The sequence below is a fragment of the Mesorhizobium sp. B3-1-8 genome, assembly GCF_006439495.1.
Taxonomy (GTDB): Bacteria; Pseudomonadota; Alphaproteobacteria; order Rhizobiales; family Rhizobiaceae; genus Mesorhizobium.
In genome coordinates, this window is the sequence record NZ_VFTK01000037.1 from 1 (window position 1) to 14,624 (window position 14,624).

Below are 14,624 nucleotides of genomic sequence, written 5' to 3' on the forward strand. Positions count from 1 at the left end.
CTGTTCATGGCCTCCACGCTCATGTCGCCTCAGCAGGCGCTCGACCTCACTAGAGCTCATTGGCAGATCGAGAACGGTCTGCATTGGATGCTCGATGTCCATCTTGATGAGGATCTCAGCCGTGCCCGCAAGGACAATGCTCCCGCCAACACAGCCCTTCTCAATCGCCTCGCTAGAAACATCCTTCAGGCCGCCGATGCTGCCAAAGTCCCCATCAGCCATCGCATCAAAAAATGCGCCTGGAACGACGACTATCTCATCAATGCGATCACTCATATGCGATAGCCCTGCCCCTTGTGGGGGTTGAGGAGCGGTCCGCGTAGCGGATGGGAAGCCAATTGCTTGGCTTTCCGAGCAACGAAAGCCCGGCAGGGCAGAGGGGGGGCGCGAAGGAACGCGGCGTTTGTGTCAATCAAAGAGAACCTGGCCGCGAAAGCTTACCCTTTGAGATGCCGGCGGGACAGCGCCCCCCTCTGGCCTGCCGGCCATCTCCCCCACGAGGGGGGAGATCAGCAGCTTCGGCGCCCCGCTCCTTCTAAAACGCAGGCGATCGCTACCTCCTCACCACCACATGCGGCGCGAATGTCTTCACGGCATCCACCATCTCCTCCCCGCGCACGTCGAGCGAGGAAATCTCCATATGCACGATGTTCCGGCCGAAGGGCATCAGGCCGAAGGCGTTGGCGGAGGAATAGCGGACTGCGTCGGGCGGCTCCTCGGTGAGCTCGAAATTGAGCATCGCCGCGCCCTTGCCGCCGGCGGCGAGCCGCACGCTCCGCACCTTGCTCCACGGCACCAGCACGTCGCCTGCGCGGGCATCGCGGAAACCCTGGCTGTTCAGCACCACCTTGACCGAGGTGTCGAAGGCGCCGCGCGCGATGAATACGCCGAGCCCCAGGCAGGCGGCGCCGAGCAGCGCGATCCACAGCACATGCCCGCCATCGGCGCCGGAGGCCACGCCCTGCAGCGCGCCGAAACCGAAAATGCCGCCAAGCAGGAACGGCCCAATGGCGGGCAGGATTTTTCCCGACAGGCTGTTGCGGATTTCGAGCGGCGCGGCCATCGCCTTCGCACTCAACGCTCCGGTTTCAGCAAAGTCCAGATCCAGCCGATGAAGGTGAGCACCAGGAACGGATAGCCAATCGCCGGCAGCGGCGCGGAGGTGGGCAAAAGCGGCGCGCCCCACAGGATCATCAGGACAGAGACGGCGAAGAGCAAAGCGGCGACGATAGCCGTGAGCCGCATCCACAGGGCGAAATTGGCTTGCGCGCTGACCAGCACCAGCCCCGCCGCCCACAGCGCGATGCCGCCGGCATAGGAAGGCACGCTGGCCTGCAGCCCCGCCGCATTGCCGGCCAGAAGCAGGCTCTCGCCCGCGAGGAAGGTGAGGAACCCCGCCGCGACGAGATCATTTCCCAGCCGCTGGTATTTCATCGTCAGCAACGCCGTGGCGACGACGATGCCGACGCCGTCGATGGTCCAGATCGTTTCGCGCAGCGCGTCGCTGGCAACGAAAGTGCCCGCCAAGCCAAAAGCGCCGCCGATGGCGAGGCCAATTGCGGCGACGGTGTCAGAGGTGGAGCGCATTCCAATGTATCCCAAAATCGAAGGATACTGCGGGGAAAGGGATTCTCAAAGGGTGTGTCGCGCCGTCCGAACCTGCTGCTGACTCTCAGGCCGAGCGCAACTATCGGATTGCTTGTAATCGCGTTACCCGACTCTGGGTTGCATTGGCAAAATTAGGCCGTGTAGTATCTAAGGCGCACGGACCATCATTGCAAAACCACCGTCAGCTATCACATCATAGCAATTAGGTTTGGATGGCAGACAGGTAAGGCTTCCGATGATCGATGTTGTCTACGGCAATGAAACCCTGAGCGAGACTCAAAGGGAGCTTACCAAAGAGATAAAAAAGGCGGATTACGACGGCACCTTGTTTATCGGCTACCCTATCCTGACGTCCGCCAGCGGCGCATTTCAAATCGATGCTCTCCTAACCACTATCCAGAAGGGAATCGTCGCATTCGACCTTTCAAATTTGAACGCAACTTATCCAGACGGAGTGCCCTCAAACGTACTTGATCAACAGGACCAGATATTTTCGGCAATAATCTCCAAATTGACCGAAGACGGGCGACTTGTCACTCGGCGCCAAGTGAGGGTCCCCGTAAACATCGTTACGATTTCTGAAGATTTTAATGGTGCCTCTGATGGCTCTTACGTCTCAACAACGGACAACGTTCTAAATCTCATCGATAGCTTTCAACCGTTGAACGACACTGATTTCCAAATCTTGAACTCTGTGATCGAGAGAACTGCAACGTTGCGGCCTCGAAAGCAACGGAGTGACCTATCCAAAGCGAACTCCAAAGGGAATCAGATAAAACTAATTGAAGGGAAGATCGCTAATTTAGATGCTGCCCAGAAACGTGCGGCCATCGAGTTTCCTGATGGCCCTCAGCGGATACGTGGTCTGGCAGGCAGTGGGAAAACCATCGTCCTCGCCATGAAATCGTCCTACCTGCATCTAAAAAATCCGTCATGGCGGATAGCGCTAACATTCTATACCCGGTCCCTCTATCAACAGCTGACTGGATTGACTAGGCGGTTCTCATTTGAGTTTGTAAAAGACGAACCTGATTGGAATAAACTAACAATCCTACACGCATGGGGTAGCTCCTACACGAAAGGAATATATGCTGAGATAGCAGAGCGAGTTGGCGCACCTGTTCGTAACTACCAATATGCTAGGGACAAGTATATATACGGTCGTGAGTTTGAAGGTGTCGTCAACGAGCTCTATGAGTTTGTTATAAACAACCCGAATAGAGTGTCACCGATTTACGATGCGGTACTGATAGACGAAGCCCAGGATTTGCCTCAGAAATTCTTTGAACTCATCTATATGTTCACTAAGCCGCCCCATCGCATCGTCTACGCTTATGATGAACTCCAAACCCTCAACGAGACAGAAATGCCGTCTCCTCAGGAATTGTTTGGGAAGCGCTCCAACAATCGCCCACGCGTGACATTAGCGAATCTGGAAGACCGACCTAAGCAAGATATCGTTCTCCCTGTATGCTATCGCAACACTCAATGGGCACTGACTACCGCGCACGGACTTGGCTTCGGCGTCAAGCGTGGCAAAGGCCTGGTACAGATGTTTGAAAAGCCATCGACATGGGAAGAAATCGGCTATGAGCTCGTCACTGGGCAGCTCCAACTTGGTCGACCGGTCAGTCTCAGACGGTCGGCTTCAGCGACGCCATCCTTTTTCGCAGAGATACTGAACGAGCAGGATGCAGTTACGTTCTCCTCTTTCCCGACTGAGGGCCACGAGTACGAAGCGCTTGTTGCCTCTATTAAAAAGAATCTGGAGGAAGATGAACTTGAGCCCGATGATATCCTTGTAATCGTCAGCGAGATTCAAAAGATACGTACTAAGGGCGGCGCTGTTATGCGGGCGTTAGCGCAGGCGAAGATACCATCCCACATCGTAGGAGTTACGCAATCCACAGATGAGGTTTTTTCAAAATCGTCAGTCGCCATAACGCACATACATCGCGCGAAGGGCAATGAAGCGCCGATGATCTATGTAGTTGGCGCTGACTACTGTTTTGATGGATTTAACATCGGCACACTGAGAAACGTTCTTTTTACCGCGATTACCCGCTCGAAGGCTTGGGTTAGAATCAGTGGATGCGGCACGCAGATGGATCGCTTAATACAGGAGTTTAGTGAAATACGCGCAGATGAATATTCCTTGGACTTTCGTTATCCAACCAAGAAGGAATTGGGGCGCATAAAGACTCGCTATCGAGACGTCTCTGAGATAGAGGCGAAGACTATAGAGGCCGACCTTGAGAGTTTGAGTCGCTTGCTGCCCCTAATAAGGAACGGACGGATTTCGCTAGCCGATCTGCCGGAGGAGGTTGCCGGAGCATTGAGGTTTTTGGTCAATGAAGCCGACGACTCTGAATAGTTTTATAGGAAGTTTATTTGAGATCGGGCTTGTGTCTCAATCTTATGGGATGAAAACGAGTCCTATTGGTGATGGCCGCTTGCTAATTGAGGTAGGCGATACGGGACAGACGGCCAACCATGTTCCAGAGTACGAAAACTCTCTTCAACATTACGTGGACTTATTTAACGAGGGGAAATACTCTTTACTTATGCTCGACGGCGGCCTGATATTTCTAAAATATCATTTCACACAGGCGGGATCCCAGATAGCATGGCATCGATTTGGGTACATGCCTGCTGTCGTAAAACTTGATGTCGGTGCGGGGGAAGGCCCCGGAGACTTACCTCCACCGGATACATATATTTCAACCCCTCGTCGAGCCTCATTGCGTTTTGAGTATGCCCCCGAAGAGGCAGCTGACCTCCATCCGGCGTCGCATGTACACATAAACGCACCAAATTGCCGAATTCCGGTTACCTCAAGATTGGGCGTGGCAGAATTCATGCATTTTGTCGTTGAAAACTTCTACCCTGAGTTCTTGACAGCCTTTTCCGCGATCCTGCCTGCCGCGATTCAGTACCATGATGATTTGGCGGTTCCAGATCGACAGCGATTTCGGATCGCAGCTCCCGATCTACAACAGGCTTAATCCCCCATCTTCAGCGCCTGGATAAACGCCTCCTGGGGAATATCCACCTTGCCGAACTGGCGCATCCGCTTCTTGCCCTCTTTCTGCTTGTCGAGCAGCTTGCGCTTGCGGGTCACGTCGCCGCCGTAGCATTTGGCGGTGACGTCCTTGCGCAGCGCCGAGATGGTTTCGCGGGCGATGACCTTGCCGCCGATCGCGGCCTGGATCGGGATCTTGAACAGATGGTGCGGGATCAGCTCCTTCAGCTTCTCGCACATGGCGCGGCCGCGCTTTTCCGCCGCCGTGCGGTGCACCAGCATGGACAGCGCGTCGACCGGCTCCTCATTGACCAGGATCGACATCTTCACCAGGTCGCCCTCGCGATAGTCGGTCAGGTGATAGTCGAAGGAGGCGTAGCCCTTGGAGATCGACTTCAGCCGGTCGTAGAAATCAAACACCACCTCGTTGAGCGGCAGGTCGTAGGTGAGCATGGCGCGTTTGCCGACATAGGAAAGATCGGCCTGGATGCCGCGTCTGTCCTGGCAGAGTTTCAGGATGCCGCCGAGATAGTCGTCGGGCGTCAGGATGGTGGCGCGGATCCACGGCTCCTCGATCGAGGCGATCTTGACCACGTCGGGCATATCGGCCGGATTGTGCAGTTCCTTCACCGAGCCGTCATTGAGGTTCAGGCGATAAACGACGCTCGGCGCCGTGGCGATGAGGTCGAGGTTGAACTCACGCTCCAGCCGCTCCTGGATGATCTCCAGATGCAGCAGGCCAAGGAAGCCGCAGCGATAGCCGAAGCCGAGCGCGGCGCTGGTTTCCATCTCGTATGAGAAGCTTGCGTCGTTAAGGCGCAATTTGCCGACGGCGGCGCGCAAATCCTCGAAATCGGCGGCGTCGACCGGGAACAGGCCGCAGAAAACCACCGGCTGCGCCGGCTTGAAACCGGGCAGGGCCTTTTGCGTCGGGCGGCGGTCCTCGGTGATGGTGTCGCCGACGCGGGTGTCGGCCACTTCCTTGATCGAGCCGGTGAAGAAGCCGAACTCGCCCGGGCCGAGCTCGTCGACATTGACGCGGGCCGGCTTGAACACGCCGGTGCGCTCGACGAGATATTTGGCGCCGGTGCCCATCATGCGGATGGTCTGGCCCTTCTTCATGACGCCGTCGATGATGCGCACCAGAACGATGACGCCGAGATAGGCGTCGTACCAGCTGTCGACCAGCATCGCCTTCAGGGGGGCCGAGATGTCGCCCTCGCGCGGCGGCGGCAGCTGGTGGACGATCGCCTCCAGCACGTCGGGCACGCCAAGCCCGGTCTTGGCCGAGATCAGCACCGCATTGGAGGCGTCGAGACCGATCACTTCCTCCACCTGCTCGCGGATGCGCTCGGGCTCGGCCGCCGGCAGGTCGACCTTGTTCAGCACCACGACGATCTCGTGGTTGTTGTCGATCGCCTGGTAGACATTGGCCAAGGTCTGCGCCTCAACGCCCTGGGAGGCGTCCACCACCAGCAGCGAGCCCTCGCAGGCGGCCAAGGAGCGCGATACCTCATAGGCGAAGTCGACATGGCCGGGGGTGTCGATGAGGTTCAGCACATAATCCTCGCCGTTCTTGGCGCGGTAGTTCAGCCGAACGGTCTGGGCCTTGATGGTGATGCCGCGCTCGCGCTCGATATCCATCGAGTCCAGCACCTGCTCCTTCATGTCGCGCTCCTCCAGCGTGCCGGTCAGCTGGATCAGCCGGTCGGCAAGCGTGGATTTGCCATGGTCGATATGGGCGACGATGGAGAAATTGCGGATGTGGTCGAGGGGCGTCGTCATGCGGCGGGCTTTAGCAGGGGCGGGGTTGAGGGGCAAGCGGAACGCCTTTTTCCCTTCTCCCCTTGCGGGAGAAGGTGGATCGGCGCGCAGCGCCGAGACGGATGAGGGGTGTTGGACGGAACTCAGCGGCCAGCTAATGTGGCGCAAATGCCGCACCAGCCTGTCACCCAAGCCAAGCGCAGTTTTGCCCGAACGCTCCGCCGTGAGATGACGGAGGCTGAGCACAAGCTGTGGCAGGAATTGCGCGACCGCAGGCTCGATCGGATCAAGTTTCGCCGGCAGGTGCCCATTGGAAAATACGTCGCCGATTTCGCTTGTCTCGAGGCGCGGCTCATCGTCGAGCTGGATGGTAGCCAGCACGCGGACTCGGAATCGGATTTGGCCCGCGGAGCTGAATTGAAGGCGAGAGGATTTCGGATCTTGCGCTTTTGGAATGATGATGTGCTGAAGGATCTGGACGGCGTCTGCGATACGATCATCGCCTATGTGAAGGACACTAGCCTGCAGCCCTGGCGGTGAGCGGGTGGAGGTCTCACTCCGCTGGAGCACCCCTCATCCGTCTCGGCGCTGCGCGCCGATCCACCTTCTCCCACAAGGGGAGAAGGGAAATGCTCCACATCACAAACCGGTGAAGCTGTAACGAACCTCTCCACCACGACGAATTGAAGCATGACCCCGCAACGGAGACTGCTTCCCATGACCGGATCGACAACAAGGATGGCCCTGCTCGCCGGCGCGATGGTCGCGGCCACGATGGGCGCCGCGACCGCGCAGCCGCTGACCGTGGTCGAGCTGTTCACCAGCCAGGGCTGCTCGTCCTGCCCGCCGGCCAACGCCAACCTGATCAAGGTCAAGGACCAGCCGGGCGTGCTGGCGCTGTCGTTCAACGTCACCTACTGGGACTATCTCGGCTGGAAGGACACGTTCGGCCGCAAGGAATTCACCGATCGCCAGGTGACCTACGAGCCGTCGCTCGGCCGGGACGGACCGTTCACGCCGCAAGTGGTGGTGAACGGCAGACGCGACGGCGTGGGCGCGGCGCCGGGCGAGATCCAGAGCCTGATCGCCAAAGGCGGCCGCACCCAGGGGCCGGAGCTTTCGCTTGGGCAGGGCAAGGTCAGCATCGGCGCCGGCAAGGCGCCGGACGGCGGCGCCGACATCTGGCTGGTGCGCTACACAAGAGGCGTCGTCGAGGTGCCGGTGGCGCGCGGCGAGAACACCGGACGCACCCTGCCGCACGCCAATGTCGTGCATGCGCTGACGAAACTCGGCAGCTGGAACGGCGCGGCGACGACGCTGCCGCTGCCGGCAGCCGCCGGGGGCTTGAACACCGCGGTGCTGGTGCAGGCGCCAGGCGGCGGCCCGATCCTGGCCGCGGCCTCCAACTGATCTTTTTCCCCTCGCGCGGGGCCGCATGACAGCGGCAACGCTTCACCAGGGCCCGCTTCCGCGCGCCAAAACCAAGGAGACTATCATGACCAAATACCTGACGCTGCCGGCGCTGGCCCTCGCGCTTTCCGCTGCCGTCTTCGTCGCCGGCGCCCGCGCCGACGACACGACCAATGCGATGAAGCCCGCCAATGCGATGGCGACCGACGCCATGAAGCCGGCGACGGACGCGATGAAGCCGGCTGACGCCATGAAGCCCGCCGACGCCATGAAGCCCGACGCGATGAGCACCGAGGCGACGAAGCCGGCTACCACCGACGCGATGAAGCCGGCCACGGATGCCATGAAGCCGGCGGATGCGATGAAGCCGGCGGACGCCATGGCTCCGGCTCAATAGGTCCGGTCTTTGCAGCCTCGGCGCGTCGGCAGACGAGGGCGCGCCAAGGTTGGTCTCTCGCGGCGCGAGAGCCAGTTGTTTTGTACACAATTCCGGACGGAAAGCCGCTGCACGCTTTTCTGGAATGCCGAGTTTGCGACCCTCGCAAGGAGCCCACTATCATGTTGAACAGACGTACTTTCTCCGCCGCACTCGCCGCTGGAATGGCAACGACGCTGTTGGCCGGCGCCGACAAGGCGCGAGCGCAAACGGGCTCCAAGGTTCGCAATGTCATCCTGGTCCACGGCGCCTATGCAGATGGCTCGTGCTGGTCGGAGGTGATCGGAGTTCTTCAGAAGGCCGGCTTCAACGCAACCGCCGTCCAACACCCGCTGACCACCCTGGAGGCGGGCGTCGAGGCAACGCGCCGCGCCATCGCGCTCCAGGATGGACCGACCGTCCTTGTCGCGCACTCCTTTGCCGGCATGATCATCACCGAGGCAGGCGTGGATTCGAAGGTTACGTCGCTGGTCTATGTCGCGGCGCGTGCGCCGGATGCCGGCGAAGACTATACGGCGCTCGCCAAGACTTTTGCGGCACCGCCCGCCTCCGCCGGCCTTGTCTGGTCCGGAGGCTATGGCAAGCTCGGAGAAGAGGCTTTCCTGCGAGATTTCGCCGGCGATCTTCCTAGCGAGAAGGCGCGCATCCTTTATGCCGTGCAGGCACCGATCTCGGACAAGCTATTCTCCGGAAAGACGACGCAAGCGGCCTGGCGCTCGAAGCCGAGCTGGTACGCCGTCTCGACCGAGGATCGCACGATCAACCCGGATCTCGAGCGCTTCATGGCCAAGCGCATGAACGCAAAGACCATAGAAGTGAAGGCTAGCCATTTGTCGCTGATTTCTCATCCGCATGAGATCGCCAACCTCATCGAGGCTGCCGCCCGGCATGTCGGATGATTGGATTTGACCGGCGCACGGCAATGTGCGCCGCCGGCGGCACCATATATCGTATAGTCGTACCAACAGGCATGGGAGATTTGACATGACCGACATTCGGAAAACGGCCGGGAGCCGACCGGCGAACTTCGTCAAGAGCGCGTTCGCGGCGATCATCCTGACGGCGGCTGCCGCGACCTTCTGGCAAAGCCCGGCCCGCTCGGCCGAGGACGCGGTGGTGATCCCGCCGCCGGCGATGGACGAAAAAGCGGCGAGCGGCACCGAGAAGGCGATCTTCGCCGGCGGCTGCTTCTGGGGCGTGCAGGGCGTGTTCCAGCACGTCAAGGGCGTGAGCAAGGCAGTATCCGGCTATACCGGCGGCAGCGCCGAAAACGCCATCTATGAAGTGGTCGGCACCGGCCGCACGGGCCACGCCGAATCCGTCGAGATCACCTACGACCCGGCGAAGGTCACCTACGGCCAGCTGCTGCAGGTGTATTTCTCGGTCGCGCACAATCCGACGCAGTTGAACTACCAGGGGCCGGATTCAGGCACGCAGTACCGTTCGACGATCTTCGCCGAGAATGACGAGCAGAAGAAGGTCGCCGAGAGCTACATCGCCCAGCTCGACAAGGCCAAGGTGTTCGGCAAGCCGATCGTCACCACGCTGGAAACCGGCAAGACCTTCTACCCGGCCGAGGATTACCATCAGGACTTCCTGACGCTGAACCCGACCTATCCCTATATCGTCTACAACGACCTGCCCAAGATCGAGAATCTGAAGGCGCTGTTCCCGCAGCTCTACAGCGAGAAGCCGGTGCTGGTGTTGGCCTCCAGCAAGAGCTGAGGACGGCCGGCCGGTTTCCTGACACAGGGGAATCTCGACCGTCAGGTATGCCTGCGTCGGCAGGTGACATGCCTTGGCGATTGGCCGAAACGCCCATCGCGATCGTCATCCACGGGCGGAGCAAGGAGCGAAGCGACGCGCGCAGACCCGAGGATCCATTCCGTGACGTCCGAGCGCTGCTACGGTGCAGAATTCTGCTCCGCTCTGGAATGACGAGGCTGGGAGGCTTCCGCCAATCCCCAGCGTTTGCGTCGATTTCACGGAAAGGAACGGTGAAAATCCTGCGCGCCGACAAACGGCAACCTGGCCGCTCGCGCTTTTCCTGGAACTACCCCAAGCCGGTCTGGGCGGATGGTAACAAAACCATCCGCCCTTTGTTTTGCTGGCAAACAGAACACAATGTGAAGCAGTTCATAGAATTATACTTGACGCTGCAAAACATTGACATCCGATCTTCTGCCGCCACATAATCATCGCCGTCACTCTTTCGAAAACTCTGTTTCAGCTGATCCGGGGCCGTGCTTCCGGGGCGGATTCTTGTTGGCTGCTTGATGGGCCGGACATGCCGGCCGCGCTTCGGGAACAACGACGGATGGGGAGGAACGACAGATGGCCATCGACATAAAAGTCTCCGTCTACACCAATGGCGACGACGCCTTCGTCGCCTGGGCGCCCAGCGGTTTCATCGCGGGGTGCCGGGGTTTTCTGCTCGAGCGCGGCCGCAAGGCCGGCGCGAGCGAGAGAATCGAGCCGGTGGAGAACCGTGTCGGCTTCACCAAGGACAAGCCGAAATCGGGCGACCACCGGCCGTCGGACGTGTGGCCGTTCCAGCGCTTCAACTGGACCGACCACGCGGCCGATGTCGGCAATGTGGTGCGCTACCGGGTGACCGCGATGATGAGCGCCGGCCCTGGCAAGCCGCTGACCAAGGGCGTGTCGAGCGACTGGACGGACTGGCATACGCTCGCCACCGACGCCGGTGGCGGCTTTTCCTGCTACTTCAACCGCGGCCTGGTGCTGTCGCAATTCGTCGCCCGCTACATGGCCAAGAACAAGCTCTCGCCGGCGGCCTTCAAGAAGAGCCTGCAGACCAATGGCGACGCAAAGTTCCGCGCTTTCCTGGAAGGCGATCTCGGGCTGCGCATGGTCGGGCTGACGCAAGGCGCCGGCGACGAACTGCATGCGGCACTCTACGAGCTCGGCGACGCGACGCTGGAGACGGCGCTGATCGGGCTGGGGCCGCGGCTCAATCTCATCCTCGCCAACGGCTCCGACAAAAGCGGCGACGGCAACAAGGACGCGCGCAAAAACCTCAACGACCACGGCATCGCGACCATCGACCGGATGCTGAAATCGAAAGGCCTCGGCCACAACAAATTCGTCGTCGTGTCGCAAGACGGCGAGCCGAAGAAGGTGTGGACGGGCAGCACCAACTGGAGCACGACCGGCCTGTGCACGCAGGTCAACAACGGCCTGCTGATCGAGGACGGGGCGGTGGCGGAGCATTTCCGCAAGCATTGGGACCTGCTCAAGGATGCCTCGCCGCCGAAGACCGACCCGGCCAATTTCACGCCGGCGCTGATGGCGGACAACAACGCGCCGAAGACCTTCACGGTGGGTACCGCCAAGGCGACCGTCTGGTTCACCCGCACCTCCGACGGGGCCGACATGGCGGCGCTGCGCGATGTGATCACATCGGCCAGGCAGGCCGTGCTGTTCCTGATGTTCACGCCGGGCAAGCAGGGGCTGCACACGCTGGCTGGCCAGCGCGCCAAGGAAAAGGGCATGTATGTGCGCGGCGTGGTCTCGACGCTGAGCGCGGACGAGGGCGGCACCGAACAGAATTTCCTCGACATCGATCTGGTCAGCAGCGACCGGAAATTCACGCCCGACCGCTACGCGGTGGCGCAGCCGCAAGGCCTCGACGCGCCGCTCGGGCCATGGATCGCCGAGGTCAACCGGCGCAGCTTCCTGTCGCAGATCGGCCACGCCATCGTGCATTCGAAGATCCTGGTGACCGACCCGCATTCAGACGACTGCGTGGTGGTGACCGGCAGTCACAATTTCTCGGCGCCGGCGAGCCAGAAGAACGACGAGAACCTGGTGATCGTGCGCGGCCACGGGAAGCTTGCCGCCGCCTATGCCACATACGCAATGTCCGTCTACAGCCACTACCGCTACCGCTCCTACATCCGCGAGATGCGGGCGCAGGGCAGGACGCCGTGGAGCTACCTCGACGACGACGATCAATGGCTGAAGACCGAGCTCAGGACCAAGGCGCAGGAAATCGCGTTCTGGACGCAGGGTTAGTCCCTTCTCCCCGTTTCACGGGGAGAAGGTGCCCGAAGGGCGGATGAGGGGCAGCGCCGGCGTAGGAATTTGGCGCCCCATCGCTTTGCCTGACAAGGTCAGCGCCGCCCCTCATTGCCCTGCCGGGCATTTCTTCCTGGCGTGACTGATCGACCTGAGGCTTGATTGCCAGGTGGTTCCCCCAATCCGTCGCTGCTTCGCAGCGCCACCTTTCCCCCCTCCGGAGGGAAAGGAAGGGAGCGTTGCTGGACGGGCGTTGACGGCAAAAAGCTTGACGCTTTTCCTCTACCCCGTCGATCGGGGGAGAGGTGTCTCGGCGAAGCCGAGACGGAGTGGGGGTCGACCAGCGCTACATAAGGCAATGCATGCGCCAAGCTGCCATGCACGCTATCGCCAAAGACCAGCCGCTTGGAAATTGTGCATGCCGTAGCGTAACCGGGTAGAAAGAAGCTGTCGTGAGCGCCGGCGCTCCCGTCGCCGCGGCCGGTATACCTGGTCTGGCAAGGGCGGCCAGTTGGGCGCTCCCTGTCCAGAACTGTCAGGAACGGCGTCGATTCACGGTTGCACCGGGCGGCATCCGACCTATATCAGGTCACCTTTTCCAGCCGGCCGTATTTCAGCATGTCATCCATCATCTCGATCTCCGGTGTCACGAAAACCTATGCCACCGGCTTCAAGGCGCTGAAGGAAATCAATCTCGACATCGAGCGCGGCGAGATCTTCGCGCTGCTCGGGCCGAACGGCGCCGGCAAGACGACGCTGATCTCGATCGTCTGCGGCATCGTCAACCGCTCGTCGGGCAGCGTCAGCGTCGACGGCCACGATATCGGCAAGGATTATCGCGCGGCGCGCAGCCTGATCGGGCTGGTGCCGCAGGAACTGACCATCGACGCCTTCGAGACGGTCTGGGCGACGGTGAACTACAGCCGCGGCCTGTTCGGCAAGGCGCCCAACGCGGCCTTCGTCGAGAAAGTGCTGCGCGACCTCTCGCTGTGGGACAAGAAGGATTCGAAAGCGATCACGCTGTCCGGCGGCATGAAGCGCCGGCTGATGATCGCCAAGGCGCTGTCGCACGAGCCGCGCGTGCTGTTCCTCGACGAGCCGACCGCCGGCGTCGACGTCGAACTGCGCCAGGACATGTGGGCGATGGTCAGGCGCCTGCGCGAAGACGGCGTCACCATCATCCTCACCACGCATTACATCGAAGAGGCCGAGGCGATGGCCGACCGGGTCGGCGTCATCAACAAGGGCGAGATCATCCTGGTCGAAGGCAAGGCCGAGCTGATGCGCAAGCTCGGTCGCAAGCAGATGAAACTGGAGCTGCGCGCGCCACTTGCCGCCGTTCCGGACGGGCTTTCCCACTATTCATTGGAGCTGTCGGACGACGGCAACCAGCTCACCTACACCTATGACAACCAGAGCGACCGTCCGGGCGTCGCCTCGCTGATCCGCGACCTCGAGGCGGCCGGCATCCAGTTCCGCGACCTCGACACCAAGAACAGCTCGCTCGAAGAGATCTTCGTCAATCTTCTGAGGCAAGAGCCATGAACCTGCGTGCGGTATGGGCGATCTACCGGGTCGAGATGGCGCGCGCCTTCCGCACGGTGCTGCAGAGCATCATCTCGCCGGTCATCTCGACATCGCTCTATTTCGTCGTCTTCGGCTCGGCCATCGGCTCGCGCATCAACGAGATCGACGGCATCGCCTACGGCGCCTTCATCGTGCCGGGCCTGATGATGCTGTCGCTGTTGACGCAGTCGATCTCCAACGCCTCCTTCGCCATCTATTTCCCGAAATTCGTCGGCTCGATCTACGAGCTTTTGTCGGCCCCGGTGTCCTATCTGGAGATCATCATCGCCTATGTCGGGGGCGCCGCGACCAAGTCGATCATCCTCGGCCTGATCATCCTGGCCACCGCGGCACTGTTCGTGCCGCTCAGGATCGAGCATCCGTTCTGGATGATCGCCTTCCTGGTGCTGACGGCGGTGACCTTCAGCCTGTTCGGCTTCATCATCGGCATCTGGGCAAAGACCTTCGAGCAGCTGCAGCTGGTGCCGCTGCTTATCGTCACGCCGCTCACCTTCCTCGGCGGCAGCTTCTATTCGATCCATATGCTGCCGGGCATCTGGAAGACGATCACCCTGTTCAATCCGGTCGTCTACCTGATCAGCGGGTTCCGCTGGAGTTTCTACGGCAAGGCTGATGTCTCGGTCGGCGTCAGCCTCGGCATGACGCTGATGTTCCTGGCCATCTGCATCGCGATCGTGGCGTGGATCTTCAAGACGGGCTACCGGTTGAGGAACTGACGGACTTTCAGTTCCTCGCCCCACGAAGTGGGGAGAGGAAAAC

Annotated in this window: 15 protein-coding genes; 12 read left to right on the forward strand and 3 right to left on the reverse strand. The window is 60.6% G+C overall.

Going from position 1 to position 14,624, the window contains the following annotated elements:
- Positions 1-285, forward strand: a 285-nt coding sequence (locus FJ424_RS27010; RefSeq protein WP_140658126.1) for a transposase, incomplete at its 5' end; no start/stop codon positions are given.
- A gap of 268 nt (positions 286-553) precedes the next feature.
- Here FJ424_RS27010 and FJ424_RS27015 read toward each other — a convergent pair.
- Together FJ424_RS27015 and FJ424_RS33720 are read right to left on the reverse strand one after the other, a co-directional pair.
- A complete protein-coding gene (locus FJ424_RS27015; RefSeq protein ID WP_140658128.1) occupies positions 554-1,078 on the reverse strand; it encodes a hypothetical protein in 525 nt (174 codons plus the stop codon).
- Positions 1,075-1,587: a hypothetical protein gene (locus FJ424_RS33720; protein ID WP_181182145.1), complete on the reverse strand. Its 513-nt coding sequence runs from the start codon at positions 1,585-1,587 to the stop codon at positions 1,075-1,077. The genes FJ424_RS27015 and FJ424_RS33720 overlap by 4 nt, the downstream gene beginning before the upstream one ends.
- Before the next feature lie 256 nt (positions 1,588-1,843).
- On the opposite strand from FJ424_RS33720, the gene FJ424_RS27025 reads away from it, so the two are divergent.
- Positions 1,844-3,982, forward strand: coding sequence for an ATP-binding domain-containing protein (locus FJ424_RS27025; RefSeq protein WP_140658130.1), 2,139 nt, complete (start codon positions 1,844-1,846; stop codon positions 3,980-3,982).
- Entirely contained in the window at positions 3,960-4,613 is a 654-nt protein-coding gene (locus FJ424_RS27030; RefSeq protein WP_140658132.1) for a DUF2290 domain-containing protein, read from the forward strand. The genes FJ424_RS27025 and FJ424_RS27030 overlap by 23 nt, the downstream gene beginning before the upstream one ends.
- On the opposite strand, the gene lepA is transcribed toward FJ424_RS27030, so the two are convergent.
- Complete coding sequence (lepA, locus tag FJ424_RS27035; protein ID WP_140658134.1) at positions 4,610-6,415, reverse strand: translation elongation factor 4; 1,806 nt, start codon at positions 6,413-6,415, stop codon at positions 4,610-4,612. The genes FJ424_RS27030 and lepA overlap by 4 nt on opposite strands.
- A gap of 147 nt (positions 6,416-6,562) precedes the next feature.
- On the opposite strand from lepA, the gene FJ424_RS27040 reads away from it, so the two are divergent.
- The 9 genes from FJ424_RS27040 (at position 6,563) to FJ424_RS27080 (ending at position 14,581) form a co-directional block, all read left to right on the forward strand.
- Entirely contained in the window at positions 6,563-6,934 is a 372-nt protein-coding gene (locus FJ424_RS27040; protein ID WP_140658249.1) for a DUF559 domain-containing protein, read from the forward strand.
- A gap of 177 nt (positions 6,935-7,111) precedes the next feature.
- A complete protein-coding gene (locus tag FJ424_RS27045) occupies positions 7,112-7,804 on the forward strand; it encodes a DUF1223 domain-containing protein (RefSeq protein ID WP_140658136.1) in 693 nt (230 codons plus the stop codon).
- An 85-nt stretch (positions 7,805-7,889) separates the two neighbouring features.
- A complete protein-coding gene (locus FJ424_RS27050; RefSeq protein WP_140658138.1) occupies positions 7,890-8,201 on the forward strand; it encodes a hypothetical protein in 312 nt (103 codons plus the stop codon).
- A gap of 158 nt (positions 8,202-8,359) precedes the next feature.
- A complete protein-coding gene (locus FJ424_RS27055) occupies positions 8,360-9,139 on the forward strand; it encodes an alpha/beta hydrolase (protein ID WP_140658251.1) in 780 nt (259 codons plus the stop codon).
- 85 nt (positions 9,140-9,224) lie between these two features.
- Complete coding sequence (msrA, locus tag FJ424_RS27060) at positions 9,225-9,965, forward strand: peptide-methionine (S)-S-oxide reductase MsrA (RefSeq protein ID WP_140658140.1); 741 nt, start codon at positions 9,225-9,227, stop codon at positions 9,963-9,965.
- Positions 9,966-10,237: 272 nt separating this feature from the next.
- Positions 10,238-10,435, forward strand: a complete 198-nt coding sequence (locus FJ424_RS27065; RefSeq protein WP_140658142.1) for a hypothetical protein — start codon at positions 10,238-10,240, stop codon at positions 10,433-10,435.
- Positions 10,436-10,574: 139 nt separating this feature from the next.
- Positions 10,575-12,275 (forward strand): phospholipase D-like domain-containing protein, encoded by a 1,701-nt coding sequence (locus tag FJ424_RS27070; RefSeq protein WP_140658144.1) that lies wholly within the window; start codon positions 10,575-10,577, stop codon positions 12,273-12,275.
- 621 nt (positions 12,276-12,896) lie between these two features.
- Positions 12,897-13,823, forward strand: a complete 927-nt coding sequence (locus FJ424_RS27075; RefSeq protein WP_140645889.1) for an ABC transporter ATP-binding protein — start codon at positions 12,897-12,899, stop codon at positions 13,821-13,823.
- Entirely contained in the window at positions 13,820-14,581 is a 762-nt protein-coding gene (locus FJ424_RS27080; RefSeq protein WP_140658146.1) for an ABC transporter permease, read from the forward strand. Before FJ424_RS27075 ends, FJ424_RS27080 begins: the two co-directional genes overlap by 4 nt.
- Positions 14,582-14,624 lie beyond the last annotated feature (43 nt).

Bases quoted from the DNA above. Each gene is read 5' to 3' on its own strand.
- FJ424_RS27045 (WP_140658136.1), top strand. From the start codon at position 7,112: ATGACCGGATCGACAACAAGGATGGCCCTGCTCGCCGGCGCGATGGTC.
- FJ424_RS27070 (WP_140658144.1), top strand. From the start codon at position 10,575: ATGGCCATCGACATAAAAGTCTCCGTCTACACCAATGGCGACGACGCC.
- FJ424_RS27075 (WP_140645889.1), top strand. From the start codon at position 12,897: ATGTCATCCATCATCTCGATCTCCGGTGTCACGAAAACCTATGCCACC.
- FJ424_RS27025 (WP_140658130.1), top strand. From the start codon at position 1,844: ATGATCGATGTTGTCTACGGCAATGAAACCCTGAGCGAGACTCAAAGG.
- FJ424_RS33720 (WP_181182145.1), bottom strand. From the start codon at position 1,587: ATGCGCTCCACCTCTGACACCGTCGCCGCAATTGGCCTCGCCATCGGC.
- FJ424_RS27030 (WP_140658132.1), top strand. From the start codon at position 3,960: ATGAAGCCGACGACTCTGAATAGTTTTATAGGAAGTTTATTTGAGATC.
- FJ424_RS27080 (WP_140658146.1), top strand. From the start codon at position 13,820: ATGAACCTGCGTGCGGTATGGGCGATCTACCGGGTCGAGATGGCGCGC.
- FJ424_RS27040 (WP_140658249.1), top strand. From the start codon at position 6,563: ATGCCGCACCAGCCTGTCACCCAAGCCAAGCGCAGTTTTGCCCGAACG.
- msrA (WP_140658140.1), top strand. From the start codon at position 9,225: ATGACCGACATTCGGAAAACGGCCGGGAGCCGACCGGCGAACTTCGTC.
- FJ424_RS27050 (WP_140658138.1), top strand. From the start codon at position 7,890: ATGACCAAATACCTGACGCTGCCGGCGCTGGCCCTCGCGCTTTCCGCT.
- lepA (WP_140658134.1), bottom strand. From the start codon at position 6,415: ATGACGACGCCCCTCGACCACATCCGCAATTTCTCCATCGTCGCCCAT.